Origin of the sequence: Desulfallas thermosapovorans DSM 6562, assembly GCF_008124625.1 — a bacterium.
Taxonomy (GTDB): Bacteria; Bacillota; Desulfotomaculia; order Desulfotomaculales; family Desulfallaceae; genus Sporotomaculum; species Sporotomaculum thermosapovorans.
Genome location: NZ_VNHM01000024.1, coordinates 1 through 17,794, shown reverse-complemented (window position 1 = coordinate 17,794; position 17,794 = coordinate 1). Strand labels below are relative to the sequence as shown.

The following is a 17,794-nucleotide window of genomic DNA, read 5'->3' as shown; positions in this document are numbered from 1 at the left end:
ACGAACTAGCAGCAGGCAGAGTGAAACCATTTATTGTAAAGGTTTAAAAAAGCATGTTTTTGGTGAGTCCCGGAGGGGAACTCCTGGATTGGCACTAGGCGCCGAAGGGTAGCCTTGACAGCACGTTAAAAGGGCTGTGATAAAATATTCTACCGACGGGAGGGATAACCCTGCATGTTTTCGGAGCCGCCCGTCGGTAATCAATCCAGTATTACAGCCCTTAGTGCTGTCAAGGCCGCCGGTCTATCGTCGTTAAGTTCATAACATGCAATTCTATGATATAAGTTGATTTTGGGATATAGACTCTAATAATAGGGGGTTAAACCGCTATACTGAGAGAGTATGAACTGTTTTTCCTATATAATACGGACAGCGAGTTTAGAAATATTTCATATGATTGCTATACTAAACTTATTAAAAAACTGCCATTTCTTAAAGATCAGACTGAAATGCTTTTCCTTTTTATCAAAGATTATCATCGGGTTCAAAGCCAAAAGCATTTTGAGTTTGGAGTACCGACAATTACTGAAGAAATTAGTGATTGGATCAATAATACATGGACAAAATATCAGGTTAATCTTCTTGCTTTTGCATATGATTGGATAAATAATTTTTATGATAATGAGGAAATTTGGCCTTCAACACATAGAAAGAAGAGTCAATATACTTGGAGAAAGTATGACTACGATTATAAGCAGAAAAGTAATCTCTTTAATATTGATTCACTATACAGAAGAATACCGAAAAAGCCCTTTATAAAAGGCAGAAAGCAAGAATTTGAAATTCTGTTTATGTATTATTGGCTTCATGATATGGTAGGCGATGACGAAGGATATTGGCAGCAATATTTAGAGACTGTCTTGCCAGTATTAAAAAGGGAATAGCACAGGGGGTGTTCCGATTGCAAATACAAACAGTAAGAATTATATCAAATAATATATGCTTTGGTCCAGAACCACTTCCTGATGACGAAGTGGAACAGCATTTGACTATATCTGCTAGTGGCAGAATATGGTTTACAGGATATAAGTATGGAAATGGTTTTGGTCAGTTCGAGATTTCTAGAAAGCAACAGTTTAATATAGGAAAATCCGCAGTAAAGGAAATATTGGAGCTTTTCTCACAGTATATAGAAAGTGACCAATTGACTTACTATGCTACTGATATAGGAACTTGGGAAATGAAAATTACAGATACGGACGGTAAATCTCATAATTTTAAGGGGGCACTTTGTGGTGGAGTGACGGTTGGCGATACTGATCTGACATATTATTTGCGCGAACAAATTCCAATTCAAAACTTGTTCGTTTTTGAGGATAATTTAGTGGATCTAAATGAGGATTAAAAAGGCTTATATACATGGTTATTAAGCATCCGTAATTAGCGGATGCTTCTCTATTTAAATGAAGAAACAGCTCCGATAAAAATGTTAATGAAATATTTTATTTTAAATTCATATATCAAATTGACATTTTTCGATTTGACGCATATAATATATCATATCGAAGTTTTTAGATTTGAGGTGATGTTATGGACTACTACTTGGAGAACACGAAAGTGTTTAAAGCGTTGGGAGAACCCAAAAGAGCAATGATTGTAGATATGCTTTCCTGCGGGGAACTTTGTGCCTGCAATATTCTGGAGAAATTTGAAATGTCCCAATCCACACTTTCTCATCACATGAAAATCCTGTGTGAATGTGGGATTGTAAAAGCGCGAGAAGAAGGTAAATGGACGTACTATTCGCTGGATGATGAAACCATCAGTAAAACAAAACAGTTTTTCTGTGCTATCACTTCCAACAAGGAAAACTGTATTTGCAGAGATAACTCAAACTATTGTAAGGAGTGTAATGAAAATGAGTAAATGTTGTTGTTCTTCCGATAACTGTTGCCAGCCGCAGCCGAAAAAACCGATCAACATAGATTTTCTGTATCTGGATACGACCGTTTGCGGTAGATGCCAGGACACAGAAAAAGCACTGGATGAAGCAGTTTCCAGCGTGGCCGTGGTGCTTAATGCGGCGGGATATGAAGTTAAGGTAAATAAAGTAAATATTGCAACGAAGGAGTTGGCGATAAAGTATCAGTTTATCAGTTCGCCGACTATCCGCGTGAATGGAAATGACATCGCAGTAGAACTTAGAGAATCACTTTGTGAGGATTGTGGAACCCTTTGCGGAGATAATGTTGACTGCCGTGTGTGGGTATATAACGGTGTCGAGTATACTTCACCTCCAAAAGAATTGATTGTAGATGCCATCCTGCGCGAGGTATACAACACTGAGAAACGTGAGTCAAAGAACGAAGTCTATCAGCTTCCTGAGAATCTTGACACATATTTTAAAGCCAAGGCGCACAAGGATGAAGCTGAACTTCAAAAAAAAGGCGGTAATACGCTATGAGCAAAGAGAAAACACAAGGAATCGGTTTCTTCGAAAAATACTTAACGGTTTGGGTCCTTCTTTGCATGGCGGTAGGTGTCCTGATCGGAAAGTTTTTGCCCGGAATCCCGGCATTTTTGGGACGTTTTGAATACGCGAACGTATCAATACCTATGGCGATTCTAATCTGGCTTATGATATATCCGATGATGCTGAAGGTGGATTTTCAAAGCATTAAAAATGTTGGGAAAAATCCTAAGGGGCTTTTTGTTACATGGATAACCAACTGGCTGATAAAGCCTTTTACCATGTTCGGCATCGCGTGGCTGTTTTTCTTCGTCATTTTCAAGGCCTTTATCCCCTCAGACCTTGCGAAAGACTATCTTGCGGGCGCAATACTTCTCGGAGCGGCACCGTGTACAGCAATGGTATTTGTATGGAGTTATTTGACCCGTGGCAACGCGGCTTATACCGTTGTGCAGGTGGCAACAAATGATATTATCATCCTCTTCGCTTTCACACCCATAGTTGCGTTTCTTCTGGGTGTTGGCGGTGTCACCATACCTTGGGACACTCTTATTTTGTCCGTAGTATTGTTTGTTGTTATCCCGCTGGCTGGCGGAATAATCACCCGTAATACCATCACAAAAAAGCGTGGTCCCGAGTATTTTGAAAAGAGTTTCATACCGAAGTTCGGAAATATCACGACCATAGGTCTATTGCTGACATTAATAATAATCTTTTCATTCCAGGGCGATGTAATTCTGAATAATCCACTGCATATTGTTTTGATTGCCATACCGTTGATTCTTCAGACTTTCCTAGTCTTTTTCATTGCATACCTGGCAAGCAAGGCTATAAAACTGCCCCATGAGATAGCAGCGCCTGCCGGTATGATTGGTGCCTCAAACTTTTTTGAACTGGCAGTTGCCGTCGCGATTTCATTATTTGGAACACAAAGTCCGGCTGCACTTGCCACCATTGTAGGGGTTCTGACGGAAGTACCTGTTATGTTGATATTAGTGAAGATAGCGAATAATACAAGGCACTGGTTCCCTGCGGAAAGGAGTGTTTAATATGAAGAGTAAAGAATATTTTGACCGAATATCAAACGAGTGGGATGAAATAAGACAATCTTTTTTCTCCGACAGTATCCGGGAGAAAATGTGCGAGGCTGCACAGGTAAAAGAAGGTTTGACTGCTGTTGATGTCGGCGCAGGTACCGGCTTTGTAACGCAGGAACTGCTTAACAGAAAGCTTCGCGTAGTAGCAATCGACCAGTCGCAGGAAATGCTTGATGTATTAAAGCAGAAATACAGTTCTGTCGGTGAGATCGTCTGCTTACAGGCGGATGCATATTCGCTTCCTCTGGAAAGTGACAGCGTCGATTATGTGATGGCAAATATGTTCTTGCATCATGTTGAAAATCCGGGTCAGGCGATTTCAGAGATGACACGCATACTGAAGCCCGGTGGTAAATTAGTGATTGCTGATCTGGACCGGCATGATTATGAGTTTTTACGCAAAGAACAGTTTGATGTCTGGCTTGGCTTTGAACGCTCGGATATCAGAAAATGGTTTACCGAAGCGAACTTGTCCAATATAAAAATTGAAGACTTAAATGAACAATGCTGCTGCGATTCCTGTGAATCCTGCAGTAGTGCCGCAATTAACATCTTTATTGCTTCAGCTGAAAAATCATCTATATAAAAGGAGTTGTTCTTCATGAAAAAAATGAAAATATTTGAACCTGCGATGTGCTGCCCAACCGGACTCTGTGGCGTGGGAGTAGACCCTGAACTTTTGCGTATCTCTACAGTGCTTGATACGTTAAAAAAACATGGTGTAATTGTTGATCGCTTCAACCTTAACAGTGCACCTGCTGAATTTATCAAAAATAAGACCATCAATGCCTATATCAATGAAAAAGGAACAGAGGGATTACCGGTAGTTATGGTTGATGATGAGATTGTTATTACTGGCCGCTACCCTACCAATGAAGAGTTCACCAAGCTGCTTGATCTTCCCGGAGATGTGTTGGGAGTGAAGAGCACGTCCGTCAAGGTGAAGGTTTCTAAGAAAAATTCTGGGGGATGTAATTGTAAGGGAGGTTGCTGTTAAGTGAATAAATTCGATCCGCAAAACATCCATTTAACGAAATATCTTTTCTATACCGGCAAGGGTGGCGTTGGTAAAACCAGCGTCGCCTGTGCCACCGCCGTTTCTCTCGCAGACAAAGGCAAACGTGTGCTGCTCATCAGTACCGACCCGGCTTCCAACCTCCAAGACGTGTTCTCGATTGAATTGAGCAACAAAGGTACGCCTATCCCCGGTGTGCCTAATCTATATGTGGCTAACCTCGACCCTATACAGGCCGCAGCTGAGTATCGGGAAAGCGTAATCGCGCCTTATCGGGGTAAGTTGCCAGCTTCTGTTATCGCAAATATAGAGGAGCAGCTTTCTGGCTCATGCACCATAGAAATAGCAGCATTCAACGAGTTCTCTAATTTCATAACAGACGAAAAGGTTCAGAAGGAGTACGATCATATTATTTTTGATACTGCTCCTACTGGCCATACCCTACGAATGCTTCAGCTTCCTTCTGCTTGGAGCAGGTTCATAAGTGAAAGCACGCATGGCGCATCCTGCCTCGGTCAACTATCAGGTTTAGAGAGCAAAAAATCGATTTATCAGCAAGCTGTGGAAACATTGTCGGATGGCAGTCAGACTACATTAATACTTGTTACCAGACCGGAAACTGCACCATTTAAAGAAGCTGAACGTGCTTCCAATGAATTGTTTGCGTTAGGTGTTAACAATCAGATGCTGGTTATCAATGGATTATTGATGGAGCATACAGACGCTCTATCAAACAGCCTTTACGAAAAACAGCAGGCAGCTATATCTAATATGCCGAAAGCCTTAAAGGCGTTTCCAATCTATATAGTACCTTTACGCTCTTATAATGTCACTGGTTTGGAAAATGTGCGTGCTTTACTTACTACCGACTATGTCCCTACTGAGCCGCGAAAATTGAATACTGACCATATTCCTTCGCTCAGCGATGTGATAGATGAATTAGCAGCAGAAGGCAAGCGCGTCATATTTACGATGGGTAAGGGCGGTGTAGGCAAGACCACCGTTGCGGCTGCTGTTGCGTTAGGACTTGCAAATCGAGGAAAGAAAGTCCACCTTACCACTACTGACCCGGCTGCGCATTTTAAATTTGTGATAGACGAAACAAGTGGTATATCTATGAGCCATATTGATGAAGCTAAGGAGCTTAAAAAGTATCAGCAAGAGGTGCTCTCCAAGGCACGCGCTTCTGGTATGAGCGACGAGGATATTGCCTATATCGAAGAAGATCTTCGCTCACCCTGTACACAGGAGATAGCTGTTTTCCGTGCATTTGCGGAATTAGTTGACATGGCAGACGATCAGGTTGTAGTTGTTGATACTGCTCCCACAGGTCATACCCTGCTCCTGTTGGAGTCCACACAGAGTTATAATCACGAAATAGAACGTACTAAGGGCGAGATACCCGAATCGGTGGCGCGATTGTTGCCGCGGTTGAAATCAGACGAAACCGAGGTCATTATTGTAACCCTACCGGAAGCGACTCCCGTTTATGAGGCTCTCCGTCTTGAAGATGATTTAAAGCGCGCGGGTATCGCCGCTAAGTGGTGGGTGGTCAATCAGTCACTTTACGGCACGGATACGACAAATCCCATACTGATGGCTAAGGCAACTGGCGAAATAGAATGGCTCAACCGCATCAATGAACATGCAAATGGAAAGTTCGCACTGATTTCATGGAGTCCTGAAGATATCAAGGGTGAACGCTTATTGGCGCTGTAAGGAGAGTAAATGATAAAGGTTGCATTTATTTGTGTTCATAATTCATGTCGAAGCCAAATAGCTGAGGCATTGGGCAAACATTTAGCAGGAGATGTATTTGAAAGCTATTCTGCTGGCACAGAAACAAAACCCCAAATTAATCAGGATGCTGTGCGTCTAATGAAAGAGCTTTATGGTATAGATATGGAGAAAACCCAATATCCAAAGTTACTTGATGATATCCCGCAGGTAGATATTGTTATTACAATGGGATGCAATGTGGAATGCCCTTACCTTCCCTGCAAGCATAGAGAGGATTGGGGACTGGATGATCCTACGGGTAAGAGTGATGAGGAATTTAAAAAAGTTATTTCAATAATTGAAGCCCGAATAATTGAATTGAAGAAGAAACTGACATAAAATTAATTAATGCCAATTGCACATTCAGTGGTTGGCGTTATTGTTAATTGACATGTTTCCTCGTACGACGGTTTTTCAAAAATGGCCGAAAAACCCATTGACATGTTTCCACGTACAGATGGTTTCTAAAATGGCCAACAGACATCAATTCTATCAACTCGAGCCATGTGGAGTGTGTGTTATTGATGTCAAGGGTGGAGAAGTAAGACTACTTAAAGCACTGATAAATAAAGGGTTTCCTGACATTGCATTTTGCTCTCGGCAACTTTGTTGAGAATGTTAATGTCGGGAAACCCTTATTTAAACTGTTCGTGGTAACAACTCAACCAATTTGAAAATGGTAGGGTTGAGATGACAAATTATATTTTTTGCTGTGGCTGTAGAGACAGGATAGATGTATAATAATATACTAGGTGGGTTTTGTTTACTATATTCTCTCTTTCTACCAAGGTTGATTAGCTATTTGCTGTACATTGTCGAATTTGAGGAGGTCCCCCGTTAGGTACTAATCAGTGGAGGATTACAAGTGAAGAATGAAAAAAATATTTCTGTAAAACACCGGATATTTAATGTAGTTTTTCTAGTAGGTGTTTTTATGTCATTTTCTGCAAGTTTGGTGAATTACTTTTTAGGTTTAGGAACAACAGTCGTATTAGTAACCTTTACTTGTGGCGTTATTTCTGTAGGATTATATATAGTCTTCAAAATCAACGGGAATTATAATCTAGTGGCATTGTTAGTTACTACTTTATTAAGTTTTGTTTTTTTTCCAACCATGTGGCTCGTATTCGCCAAAAAATTCTAGAGATAAAATGGGAAAAAGATTTTGTAGTAACGATTAGTGGTGGTGTTATAGAAGTAGGAAGTGACGAGTTAACCAGTTTATTAAATAAGGCTGATCAGTTATTATATAAAGCTAAACATAACAACAAAAACCTAATAGAAAAAGAGGTTAGCGCCTAGTGAGGCACCTACTATAAAATAGACCTGCATAGCCATAACATTTCGACCGGGTTTCCCTGTTGTTTATTGACACCCGGTGAGGTGACGCTTATAATGATAGTGTTAAAAAGCTTCAAATTTTAAGAAAGGGCAAGGTACCAGCAGGCAATGAAATAATTCACTCATAAAACATTTGTAAAATGAGGATTTAATAAAGCCGTGGCTATGAACGGCTTTATTGTCATGCATTTTATAAACTGTGAGTGGATAGTGTTTCATAATTGCCGGTAGCTTGCAAATAATATATAACTTGTGTTTATTATTTTTTAATAATATCTTGAACGGTTTTCCAACTGTTTGGGTTTTATTTGCGCTATAGGTGATATATATTTTAAACGCTATCCTCTCCAGGTGATCAGGAGGGGTTTTTATTTTATTACTGGAATGCAGCAACATAAAAAAATATTTTGGAGACCGGTTAATTATTGATATAGAGAGTTTAAAACTTTATTCCGAAGACAGAGTCGGCATTGTTGGTGTGAATGGAGCCGGTAAAACCACGCTGGTTAATATTTTGACCCGGAGGTTGGAGCCCGATGAAGGATGGGTTGAACTATACGGATCCTATTCCTATGTTTCCCAGCTCCAGCCGCCCCGGAACAAAAGGATAAGTGCTGAATGGGCCTCTAAATTGAGGGTATCAAGTACCTGGCATGAAAGCATGAGTGGCGGTGAAAAGACCCGGTTTAAGCTTGCCCAGTGTTTTGATAGCAACAGCTTGATGATATTTGCGGACGAGCCCACCAGTAATATTGACATGGAAGGCATAGAACTCATAGAAAACCGGCTGGTGGAGTACCAGGGGGGACTTGTTATCGTATCGCATGATCGTAGCCTTCTTGATAGGCTGTGTAACAAAATAATAGAGGTAGAGAACGGTAAAATAAAACTGTATGGCGGTAATTACAGCTATTATAGTGCTCAGAAAGACCAAGAAAGGGAAAGAGCTCAATTTGAATATAGCCAGTATGTAATTGAAAAGAAGCGGCTTGAGAAAGTTATCGTAGATTTAAAACAAAAGATGAAATCGATCAAAAAAGCCCCCAAAAGGATGGGCAATTCCGAGGCTAGACTACACAAGATGGGAGGTCAAAAGGCCAAGGCCTCCCTGGCGCGAGCAATAAAAAATACCCGGGCTAGAATAGAGCATTTAGAGGTTAAAGAAAAGCCTTTACAACAAGAGCTCATTAAACTGGATGTGGTAGATCCAAAAAAGATTTACAGCAAAGTTATTATTGAGGGCCGTAATATAAACAAAAACTTTGGCGACAAGGTCATATTTAGAGATGCTGAGTTTAATATTGATAACGGTGCCAAGGTTGCCTTAATTGGCCCCAATGGTTGCGGAAAAAGTACTTTGCTTAAAATGATCGTTAATAAGGACGACGGTATAAAAATTGCTCCGGGGGCAAAGATTGGCTACTTCAGCCAGGATATGAGTATCTTGGACGAAAGCTTAACCATCCTCGAAAATGTGATGGCGGACAGTATTTATCAGGAAACCTTTGCAAGAATATTCCTCTCAAGGTTGTTATTTAAACGAGAGGAAGTGTTTAAAAAGGTAAGTGCATTGAGCGGGGGAGAGCGCGTCAAAGTTTCCTTTGCCAAAATACTTCTCAAAGACTTCAACCTGCTTATATTGGATGAGCCGACAAATTATCTGGACATTCACTCTTTGGACGTCATTGAGGAAGCACTGCAAAACTATAATGGTACATTATTATTTGCTTCTCATGATCGCAAGTTGATCAGTTCTGTTGCCGACCACATTATGACTATTGAAAATCACAAAATCAAAATGTTCAATGGTAATTTTGCGGATTATTTAGCAAAAAAAAGTCAAGCACCGGATAATAGCTTGGAAGATATAAAAAAACAAATTTTTGTTTTGCAAAATCGATTGTCTGAAATTATAGGAAAATTATCCATGCCCTCGAAAAATAATAATCTTCAAGCACTTGATGAGGAATATCATAAAGTGTTAAATGAGTTAAAAAGACTTAAGGGCAAGGTCAGGAGTTAATGTGGGCCAGTCGTGTTATGACGGATTTCGGAAGGCCGGTAAGGCCTTCCGAAATTCCATGGGCAATAGTAGTGTAGTCAAGGGAGAGGTAGGGTACAGTCCGGTGAAATTACCAAATTTAACGCATATGAAAAACAGCTATCAAACAATTAATAAACCGGTGGTGGTGGAAACAATAATTAAAAAATCCCGTTTTATTACCTCAGCCTCACCGGTAAAGGATGCAGAAGAGGCCGGTCGTTTCTTGTCAACCATTAGAGAAAGACACAGCCAGGCCAATCATAACGTGTTCGCTTATGTAATCGATGAACGGATACAGCGTTACAGCGATGACGGCGAACCCGGCGGCACAGCCGGAAAACCGGTGCTGGACCTGATCAAGCAAAAATCATTGACCCGGATAATTATCGTGGTTACCAGATACTTTGGTGGTATTATGCTGGGGGCCGGTGGCTTGGTGCGGGCCTACCGGGAAGCAGCTTTAAAAGGAATCGAAACCGCCGGCGTCGTTACCCGGCAATTATACCGAGAGCTGTGCATAACAATTGATTACAACTGGCTGGGCATAGTTAAAAAAGAATTGGAAAAAACAAACACCAAACAAATGGAAATGACCTATGGGCAGGAGGTAATGATTAAGGTATACCTGGAACCCGGTAATATAAACAGCGTGGCAAAACAAATACTTGAGGTAACCGGAGGGCAGGCGGTGCTGGCGGAAGGAGGGTTTTGTTATTTATAAAGTTACCGTTGGATGTTTAAAAACAGACAAAAATACAAAGGAGGTTTAAGGTAGTGAAGGTAGTGGCATTTAACGGCAGCCCAAATAAGGAAGGCAATACCTACCATGCAATTAGGATTGTCACAGGGGAGCTTGAAAAAGAAGGAATAAAAACAGAAATTATTCATGTGGGAAACAAATCGATAAGAGGATGTTTAGCATGTGGGCAATGCGGGAAGAAAAGGGATGAAAAATGTGTTACCGGGGATGAAGTAAACGAATGGATACAAAAAATGAAAGAAGCGGACGGTATAATTTTAGGGTCACCTGTTCATTATTCATCAATTGGTGCTACAATGAAAGCCTTTCTAGACAGGGCATTCTTTGTTGCCGGTAATAACGGTGGAATATTTAGACATAAGGTCGGTGCTGCTGTTGTTGCCGTAAGGCGTTCAGGGGGACTACCTGCCTTTGATCAATTAAATCACTATCTTACCTATTCCGAAATGATCATACCAACCTCGTGTTATTGGAATGTTATTCATGGCATGAGGCCCGGGGAGGCGTTGCAAGATGAAGAAGGGGTGCAAATAATGAGGGTCCTGGGTAAAAACATGGCCTGGCTCCTTAAATTAATTGAAAAAGGAAAGGGAGCAGTGGTGAAGCCGGAAAAAGAAAAAAAAGTGATTACAAACTTTATTCGCTAGATATGACGTATAATTTGGGTAATAACCGGGTGCCGCATTTATAGCACCCGGTTATTGGTTTAAATTCGGTTAAAAATAATTGCTATGTACAACGCTTGGGATTTCGATAGCTGCAAAAAGTGCTGCTCAATATTTTTAGATTAGAAAAAGACTTTTAATTTGTAAGCGATTTGATATAATATAATATAATATTGCTTACAATATCTAATCTAAAGTAATAAGAAGTCGGAAATATTATAATGAGCAAGTTTGGGGAATCTGCAGAATGAAGAGGTGTGAGCAGGTGTTTAACAAGCTATCGATCAAAGTCACCGTAATCTTGGTTTCTGTAATTAATTTAATTTTCCTGGGTTTTGCCTGCGGGGTTGCTGTTTACAATTTTAATTATAGCTCAAATGCTGCCGAAAGAGTATCTGATTATGATTATGTCGCTGCCAACCATGTGCATGAAATGAGGTTGGCAATTAGCCAGGTATGGCAGTTTTTGACGGACGTAAGCGCTACGGGCGATCGAGAAGGTTACAACGAAACAGAGGAAAATGTGCAAATATTTAAAAAATCACTGGCGGAATTAAAACAATTAGACCCCGGTTCAGCTAATCAGTTGGATTCCTTAGAGCGAAAATTCGATGCATTTTATCTCATAGGGCAAAAAATGGCGGAAGCTTATATCATAGAGGGCAGGGAAAGCGGTAACATTCTAATGGAAGATTTTGACCGGGCGGGCGATGAACTGTTAACATCCTTTGCCGAGATTGCAACCAGGTACCAAACAAGTTTAAATAATCAATTGTTGGGACTTGTGGAAAATCTGGCTGTCAGTAAAGGTACTTCTATTATCATTCTTATTGCTGGGTTATTGTTCCTAATTATTAATTCATTCTTTATTTATACTAAAATTGTTCCCCCGTTAGGCCGCTTAAATAGCTTGATGAAGGATATAAAGAACGGGCACGGGGACTTAACTCATAGGATCGATATCAAAACCCGTGACGAAATAGGCGAAGTAATTGCATCATTTAATAGCCTGATGGATGATATTCATAAAATTATTGCCGAGGTTAAGGAAAAGGCGGTCAGCCTGGCGGATTCAGCGGAACAATTGAGCACCAACTCCGAAAAAGTTACCGTTTCTTCTACGGCAAACGCTGCCAGTGTTAATGAAATTGCCTCTACTGTTGAAAACATTGCCGGTAACAGCCAGGAAATTTCGCAACATGCTGGTGTTGTTTCAGAACATGCGGACCAGGGAAGAAAATCCATCGAAATAGTTAGTGCCCAGATGTCGGGTATTGCAGCCGCTACCAATAAAGTAGGTAAATCCATAGAGACCCTTTCGGCTGCCGTAAATAACATAAATGCCTTTGTAGATAGAGTCGCTAATATTGCGGAACAGACTAATCTCCTGGCATTAAACGCAGCCATTGAAGCCGCAAGGGCCGGTGAACATGGCCGTGGTTTTGCAGTGGTGGCCGAGGAAGTAAGAAAGCTGGCGGAAGAAGCAGCTCAGTCAACTAAGGAAATAAATGTTTTAATGCAGGAAGTGGTAACGCTGTCAGAGAGGTCTAAACAGGCTATGCATGAAAGTGATGAAGCGGTGGAAAATGGCAATTCAACCGTCAGCGCTTTGAACCAAAGCTTTAATGATATTTTGGACCAAATTCATATCTTGAACAGTCAGATTCAAAATATCGCGGCCTCGGTTCAACAGGCTAACTCAGGTATAGAAAATATTGCGGCCACCACTGAAGAACAAACTGCCGGTATAGAGGAATTATCCTCCCTGTCTGTTTCTTTGTCCCAAATGGCCGGCGATTTAAACGGTTTGGTGGGAAAATTTAAAGTTTAGGTAATATTTACAGGTGGGTTTGGTGTAAAATAAAGTTGTTAGTTGTTGAAAACTGCGGGGTACGAAAATATCATAAAAGCCACAGGTACCGCCAATGGTGCTGTAATGCTTGCCGCCGGCTTATGGCGGCTTTTATTTATTCAAGATATAATAATAGGTATAGTAAATGCGTGAATAGAAAGGGCGAGGGCTATGCAGCAGGATCACATGCCCGGTTATATCAAATTATTAAAAAATAAAGTATTGCCACACAGGGTTGAGCAAGCAAGGCGTCATTTTGCCAGTTGTAATCTGTGCCCGCACGATTGCGGAGTAAATCGCCGGGAAAAACTGGGTTTTTGCCGGGCCACGGATAAAGTTGTTCTTTCCAGCTATGGACCGCATAGGGGCGAAGAGCCGCCGCTGGTGGGTAAACGTGGTTCTGGCACTGTATTTTTCGGTTACTGCAACATGCGCTGCGTATTCTGCCAAAACTACGAGCTTAGTTTTGGCGGTGAGGGAGAGCTGGTTACCAGTGTACGACTGGCAGAAATTATGTTGGAATTACAGGACTTTTATAGATGCCACAATATTAACCTGGTTACCCCCACCCATTTCGTACCTAATATTCTCGAGGCCGTTTTACTGGCGGCGGAGCGGGGCTTGAGGCTTCCTTTGGTTTATAACTGTGGCGGCTATGAAAAGCTGGAAACCCTGGCGCTAATGGAAGGTGTTATAGATATCTATATGCCGGATTTTAAATATAACCGGCCCGAGCGGGGGAAAAAATATTCCGGAGTAAAGGACTACCCGGCAGCAGTGAAAAGGTCGCTTAAAGAAATGGACCGCCAGGTGGGAGGTTTGAAAACAGATAATATGGGAATTGCTTACCGGGGTTTACTGATCAGACATTTGGTAATGCCCGGTGGAGTGGAGGACACCAAGGAAATATTAATGTTCATTAAAGAAGAATTATCACCCGGCTGCCTAGTCAATTTAATGGATCAATACTATCCCGCCCACCAGGCCCACCGGTACCTGGAAATATCCCGGCGCATCAGCCAGGAAGAATACCGGGAGGCTTTGGAATATGCTCAAAAACTAGGGCTGAATCTGGTATAAAATATAAAACATCTCAATGGAGTGTTGACTTGTGAAAAATAAAATATACAAAGACAGGTTTGAAGCTGGGCAAGTTCTGGCCCGCATATTAAAGGAAAAGGATATAGCGGATGGTGTTATCATGGCTATACCAAGGGGAGGAGTGGTTGTGGCGGCTCTGGTGTCCGAGGCGCTAAAGCTGCCATTGGATATTATCATACCCAGAAAAATTGGTGCTCCCCGTAATCCGGAGTTGGCCATAGGGGCAGTGACCCAGGACGGTACAGTTATTCTAACAGAAAATGAATACCTGTTGCAAATGGCTGGTAAAGAAGCCATTAACAAGATTATCGAAAAAGAAATACACGAGATAAAAAGAAGAATGATAATGTATCGCGGTAATACAGATTATCCCGATTATACAGGAAAAATCATTATTATTGTTGACGATGGAATAGCCACCGGCTTTACCACCCGGGCCGCAATCATGTCCATTAAAAAAGTGATGAATCCGGAAAGAACCATACTAGCGGTACCTGTGGCTCCGGCTGGGGCTATTCAGTCCCTGGATGAATATGTGGATGAAATCATATGCCCGCTGGTGCCGGAGCCCTTTTAAGCCGTAGGACAGTTCTATGAGAACTTTGCCCAGGTACCGGATGACATGGTAATACAACTCCTGTCAAAAACTACTCCAGTGGTTTAAGCGGTTTATTTTCCAGTATGTTTTCCACTTCTTCATACCCCGTGGGAAATGCGTAGTTATAACGCGCGGGAAGTGCAAAAACATAATTATTATTACGCCCAATTTCTTTGGGGCCCATAGGCGCAGCGCCAATGTGAAATTCATCCCGCTGCAGGGAATTCCACTGGGCAAGGGTAAATACCAGTATAGGTATATCCTGGCGCGGGTTTTGGGCGGTCCACTGGGGATGTCTGATGGAAATCATTGGTCCGGTCTCAGATGCGTTACCCTCTTGTTGGCCTGGTTTGAAACCTTCCCATTTTTCATTTATAATCTTATAACCCTGCCAGCTTTCAGGCAGGGAGAAACTAAAGCCATATTCCGCATTTTGATAAATAATTGAACTGCCTTCCCCATACTCGCCCAGTGTTACAGCGTCAATAAGCCAGCGGCCATTAACTTCTTTTGCCACGAGGGTAATGGGCCGCTTTGCGGCAACCCCGCCGTTTACTTCCTCTGAGCTTGTAATTTCAATAATTTCACCTGTAACTTCATATCCATTATCATCCGGTAATTTATTAATGGTTATAATATCAATATGGTCCGGCCACGGGCTTGACAGCATTCTGCCCGGGGCCTCCTGAGGGTTGGCTTGCCACTGGGCGAGAAGCGTGGGGGATACAATATCGCTATAATTTTCTTGCATACTTTCTTTTACAACATCGGCGGGAGCAAGCAGCGAGACAGATTTCAGCTTATCTCCGAATTCCTTAACCAAATTTTCTACCACCATCTCCTGGTTTTCTTGAGAAATTTGTTTTGGGGGTTGGGTTTGGTTATTCTCAGTAGTACAACCCAGCAAAGAGATACACATTAATAACATAAGTGCAATCCAAAAATTACTTTTCATGACAACCTCCATATTATAATTTGTTTCTATTTTTTTGACGTGCAAAAGGCATTAAAGTTTCATGGTTATTAACAACTTTTATGTAAAAATTTGCAGGGCTATAATTTAATTCAATATCAGATTTGCTATCCTTTAGTATATAGCATCGCCTTTGTAAAAAAGGTCTTGGGCGGTAAATGGACGTCAAAACGCACCAAGGCCTCCGGGTCAAAACCCCGGAGGCCTTGGTATTTCTGGAGCCGGCGGCCGGATTTGAACCGGCGACCTGCGCATTACGAGTGCGCTGCTCTACCCCTGAGCCACGCCGGCAAAATACTAATGCAAAGCTTATAATACCGGTTTCGCGTTCAAATGTCAATACTAGACGTTTGTATTGCGTTATTTTAACAAGGAACATTTTACCGCTAATAATTCTTTATTTATCAGCCATAATAGTAGCGTAAGGTTCGTAATGGCCGAGCCAAGATTGTTGCAGGGTCATTAAGGCTCTGTAACAGTCGGCCAAAGGTTAATACCGGGTCTGGTCGGCTCGATATTAGCCGGCGGGAAGATTGGTAAATGTTTTGGCAGGCTGTATGGCAGTCCGAACGATTGTCATATGGTCGTAAGGGATGTTTGCCAATCGAGCTAAGATTATTATGGGTGCCGATAAAATCAATTGTTTACCCGTGTTTTGATTGTTTGGGTTCGTAGCAGTCGAGAGATTGTTACGGGCTCATAAGGTATCCATAATAGTCGAGCAAAGATCATTATGGGTGTCGTAATGGTTTATGGTAGCCGAAAGGTTGTCATAAGCTGTGAAGATATTCATGATGGTTGTAGCGAAGGTCATTACGGGCTTATAACATAGAAGCTCTCTTCCTTTGTGGAGGAGGGCTTCTTGCTTACGGTAACTGTTTATGTGATTCTACATATTTAGAATATAGGGGTAGTTCGAGGGGGCAGTAATCCCCCTCAATTATTTTAGGGGATACACGGACCCCTTGTCCGGGTGTAAGCCCGGTGGAATCTTTGTAAGATATGTACCGTAGCAATACGGAAGCTTCAGGGATGCTGAGAAAGCTCCCGGTTCCGGTTAACTACCCCTCGGGGTTGTTAATTCGCATGCCTTTCACTTCAGTGAGGGGAGGGGAGGGGGTCACATGCGGTAATGGTTCAATGTAGACAGCGTAAGTTATAGTTGGTATAATAAATTAAAGTTATAATTATAAAACTATAAAATTAAAAATTAATAATACTCAGGGTGCCTTTAATAAGGATAATAGGGAACCAGGTGTGATTCCTGGACGGTCCGGCCACTGTGAATGGAGAGCCGCTTTCTCAAAGCCACCGGAAATAATCACCGGGAAGGCGAAAGACGGTGATGACCCATGAGTCAGGAAACCTGCCCGGGTAGTTTTTGCATTAACCTCCCGTGGAGAGGTATGTGCTAGGCTCTATAGTTTATATTGCTCACAAAGCCTTAGTTCTCTTGCGGGAACTAGGGCTTTTTTATATTTTGTTAACATTAATATTGTTAACCCTACTCCATACTCCGGAGTTTCATTTATTAATTCGGCGTAATTTATGCCGGATTTTTTTTGTAAACATATTTTTTTATAATATATATTGTGAAAAGCTTGAAAAAAGATTGGTACCCTATTGCAAATTGAAATAAAATGTGCTATATTATCAAATGTCGCCACCAAATGTGGCTAAAAATAAGGATTTATAAAGCAATACTGGCTATTGATCAAATAAGTTGTTAAAAATCAAAAAAATGCTATTGACATAACCTATCATAAATTGATATAATACTACTTGTTGGTGCAACTAAAACAAACTATAGATCCTTGAAAACTAAACAGTGCAAAGAGATGAAAGTTGAATCTAGTTCAACACATCAAACCTCGTCAAGCAAAAGCTAAGAGCCGGTGCCCAAGCCAACCGGCGGCGGCAGAGGCTTTTAGGCAAGCGCTAAAACGAGTAATTCACAAACGAGTCAAAGATTAAATTTTTCATAAAACTTTTATGGAGAGTTTGATCCTGGCTCAGGACGAACGCTGGCGGCGTGCTTAACACATGCAAGTCGAACGGGGTTTAACGAGAAGTTTACTTTTTGTTAAACCTAGTGGCGGACGGGTGAGTAACGCGTGGATAACCTGCCCAATAGCCTGGGATAACGCCGGGAAACCGGT

The 17,794-nt window shown here is 41.5% G+C and carries 17 protein-coding genes, 1 tRNA gene, 1 rRNA gene and 1 riboswitch; of the genes, 17 read left to right on the top strand and 2 right to left on the bottom strand.

Annotation, left to right across the window (positions count from 1 at the left end; genetic code table 11):
• Nucleotides 1-449 precede the first annotated feature (449 nt).
• From LX24_RS14110 to LX24_RS14035, 16 genes are all read left to right on the top strand, one after another.
• Nucleotides 450-884 carry a hypothetical protein gene (locus LX24_RS14110; RefSeq protein ID WP_243131766.1) on the top strand — a complete coding sequence of 145 codons (435 nt, stop codon included), beginning with the start codon at nt 450-452 and terminating at the stop codon, nt 882-884.
• A gap of 17 nt (nt 885-901) precedes the next feature.
• Nucleotides 902-1,345 (top strand): hypothetical protein, encoded by a 444-nt coding sequence (locus LX24_RS14105; protein WP_017551007.1) that lies wholly within the window; start codon nt 902-904, stop codon nt 1,343-1,345.
• A 185-nt stretch (nt 1,346-1,530) separates the two neighbouring features.
• Nucleotides 1,531-1,866, top strand: a complete 336-nt coding sequence (locus LX24_RS14100; RefSeq protein ID WP_017551006.1) for an ArsR/SmtB family transcription factor — start codon at nt 1,531-1,533, stop codon at nt 1,864-1,866.
• On the top strand, nt 1,859-2,404 hold the full coding sequence (locus LX24_RS14095) for a DUF2703 domain-containing protein (RefSeq protein WP_035188844.1): 546 nt from the start codon (nt 1,859-1,861) through the stop codon (nt 2,402-2,404). Before LX24_RS14100 ends, LX24_RS14095 begins: the two co-directional genes overlap by 8 nt.
• Complete coding sequence (arsB, locus tag LX24_RS14090) at nt 2,401-3,459, top strand: ACR3 family arsenite efflux transporter (protein WP_017551004.1); 1,059 nt, start codon at nt 2,401-2,403, stop codon at nt 3,457-3,459. Before LX24_RS14095 ends, arsB begins: the two co-directional genes overlap by 4 nt.
• A gap of 1 nt (nt 3,460) precedes the next feature.
• Nucleotides 3,461-4,093, top strand: coding sequence for a class I SAM-dependent methyltransferase (locus LX24_RS14085; protein ID WP_166512775.1), 633 nt, complete (start codon nt 3,461-3,463; stop codon nt 4,091-4,093).
• A 15-nt stretch (nt 4,094-4,108) separates the two neighbouring features.
• Nucleotides 4,109-4,504, top strand: coding sequence for an arsenite efflux transporter metallochaperone ArsD (gene arsD / locus LX24_RS14080; protein ID WP_017551002.1), 396 nt, complete (start codon nt 4,109-4,111; stop codon nt 4,502-4,504).
• Nucleotides 4,505-6,241 (top strand): arsenical pump-driving ATPase, encoded by a 1,737-nt coding sequence (arsA, locus tag LX24_RS14075; protein ID WP_166512774.1) that lies wholly within the window; start codon nt 4,505-4,507, stop codon nt 6,239-6,241. It abuts the gene before it with no gap.
• Nucleotides 6,242-6,250: 9 nt separating this feature from the next.
• A complete protein-coding gene (locus LX24_RS14070) occupies nt 6,251-6,640 on the top strand; it encodes an arsenate reductase ArsC (protein WP_017551000.1) in 390 nt (129 codons plus the stop codon).
• A gap of 526 nt (nt 6,641-7,166) precedes the next feature.
• Nucleotides 7,167-7,445, top strand: a complete 279-nt coding sequence (locus tag LX24_RS14065) for a hypothetical protein (protein ID WP_166512773.1) — start codon at nt 7,167-7,169, stop codon at nt 7,443-7,445.
• Between the two features lie 567 nt (nt 7,446-8,012).
• Nucleotides 8,013-9,665 (top strand): ribosomal protection-like ABC-F family protein, encoded by a 1,653-nt coding sequence (abc-f, locus tag LX24_RS14060; protein ID WP_166512776.1) that lies wholly within the window; start codon nt 8,013-8,015, stop codon nt 9,663-9,665.
• A 103-nt stretch (nt 9,666-9,768) separates the two neighbouring features.
• Nucleotides 9,769-10,407, top strand: coding sequence for a YigZ family protein (locus tag LX24_RS14055; protein ID WP_166512772.1), 639 nt, complete (start codon nt 9,769-9,771; stop codon nt 10,405-10,407).
• Nucleotides 10,408-10,460: 53 nt separating this feature from the next.
• Nucleotides 10,461-11,093, top strand: a complete 633-nt coding sequence (locus tag LX24_RS14050; protein ID WP_166512771.1) for a flavodoxin family protein — start codon at nt 10,461-10,463, stop codon at nt 11,091-11,093.
• A gap of 265 nt (nt 11,094-11,358) precedes the next feature.
• Nucleotides 11,359-12,942, top strand: a complete 1,584-nt coding sequence (locus LX24_RS14045; RefSeq protein ID WP_166512770.1) for a methyl-accepting chemotaxis protein — start codon at nt 11,359-11,361, stop codon at nt 12,940-12,942.
• A 192-nt stretch (nt 12,943-13,134) separates the two neighbouring features.
• Entirely contained in the window at nt 13,135-14,043 is a 909-nt protein-coding gene (locus LX24_RS14040; protein WP_166512769.1) for a radical SAM protein, read from the top strand.
• A gap of 31 nt (nt 14,044-14,074) precedes the next feature.
• Nucleotides 14,075-14,641 carry a phosphoribosyltransferase gene (locus LX24_RS14035; RefSeq protein WP_243131765.1) on the top strand — a complete coding sequence of 189 codons (567 nt, stop codon included), beginning with the start codon at nt 14,075-14,077 and terminating at the stop codon, nt 14,639-14,641.
• A 70-nt stretch (nt 14,642-14,711) separates the two neighbouring features.
• Here the strand turns inward: LX24_RS14035 and LX24_RS14030 are convergent, their stop codons facing one another.
• Together LX24_RS14030 and LX24_RS14025 are read right to left on the bottom strand one after the other, a co-directional pair.
• Entirely contained in the window at nt 14,712-15,617 is a 906-nt protein-coding gene (locus LX24_RS14030) for a hypothetical protein (protein ID WP_166512768.1), read from the bottom strand.
• A 234-nt stretch (nt 15,618-15,851) separates the two neighbouring features.
• A tRNA-Thr gene (locus LX24_RS14025) sits at nt 15,852-15,926 on the bottom strand.
• Between the two features lie 915 nt (nt 15,927-16,841).
• A riboswitch (cobalamin riboswitch) is annotated at nt 16,842-17,023 on the top strand.
• A gap of 601 nt (nt 17,024-17,624) precedes the next feature.
• Between LX24_RS14025 and LX24_RS14020 the strand changes: the two genes are divergently transcribed.
• Nucleotides 17,625-17,794 (top strand): 16S ribosomal RNA (locus LX24_RS14020); the annotation flags it as partial.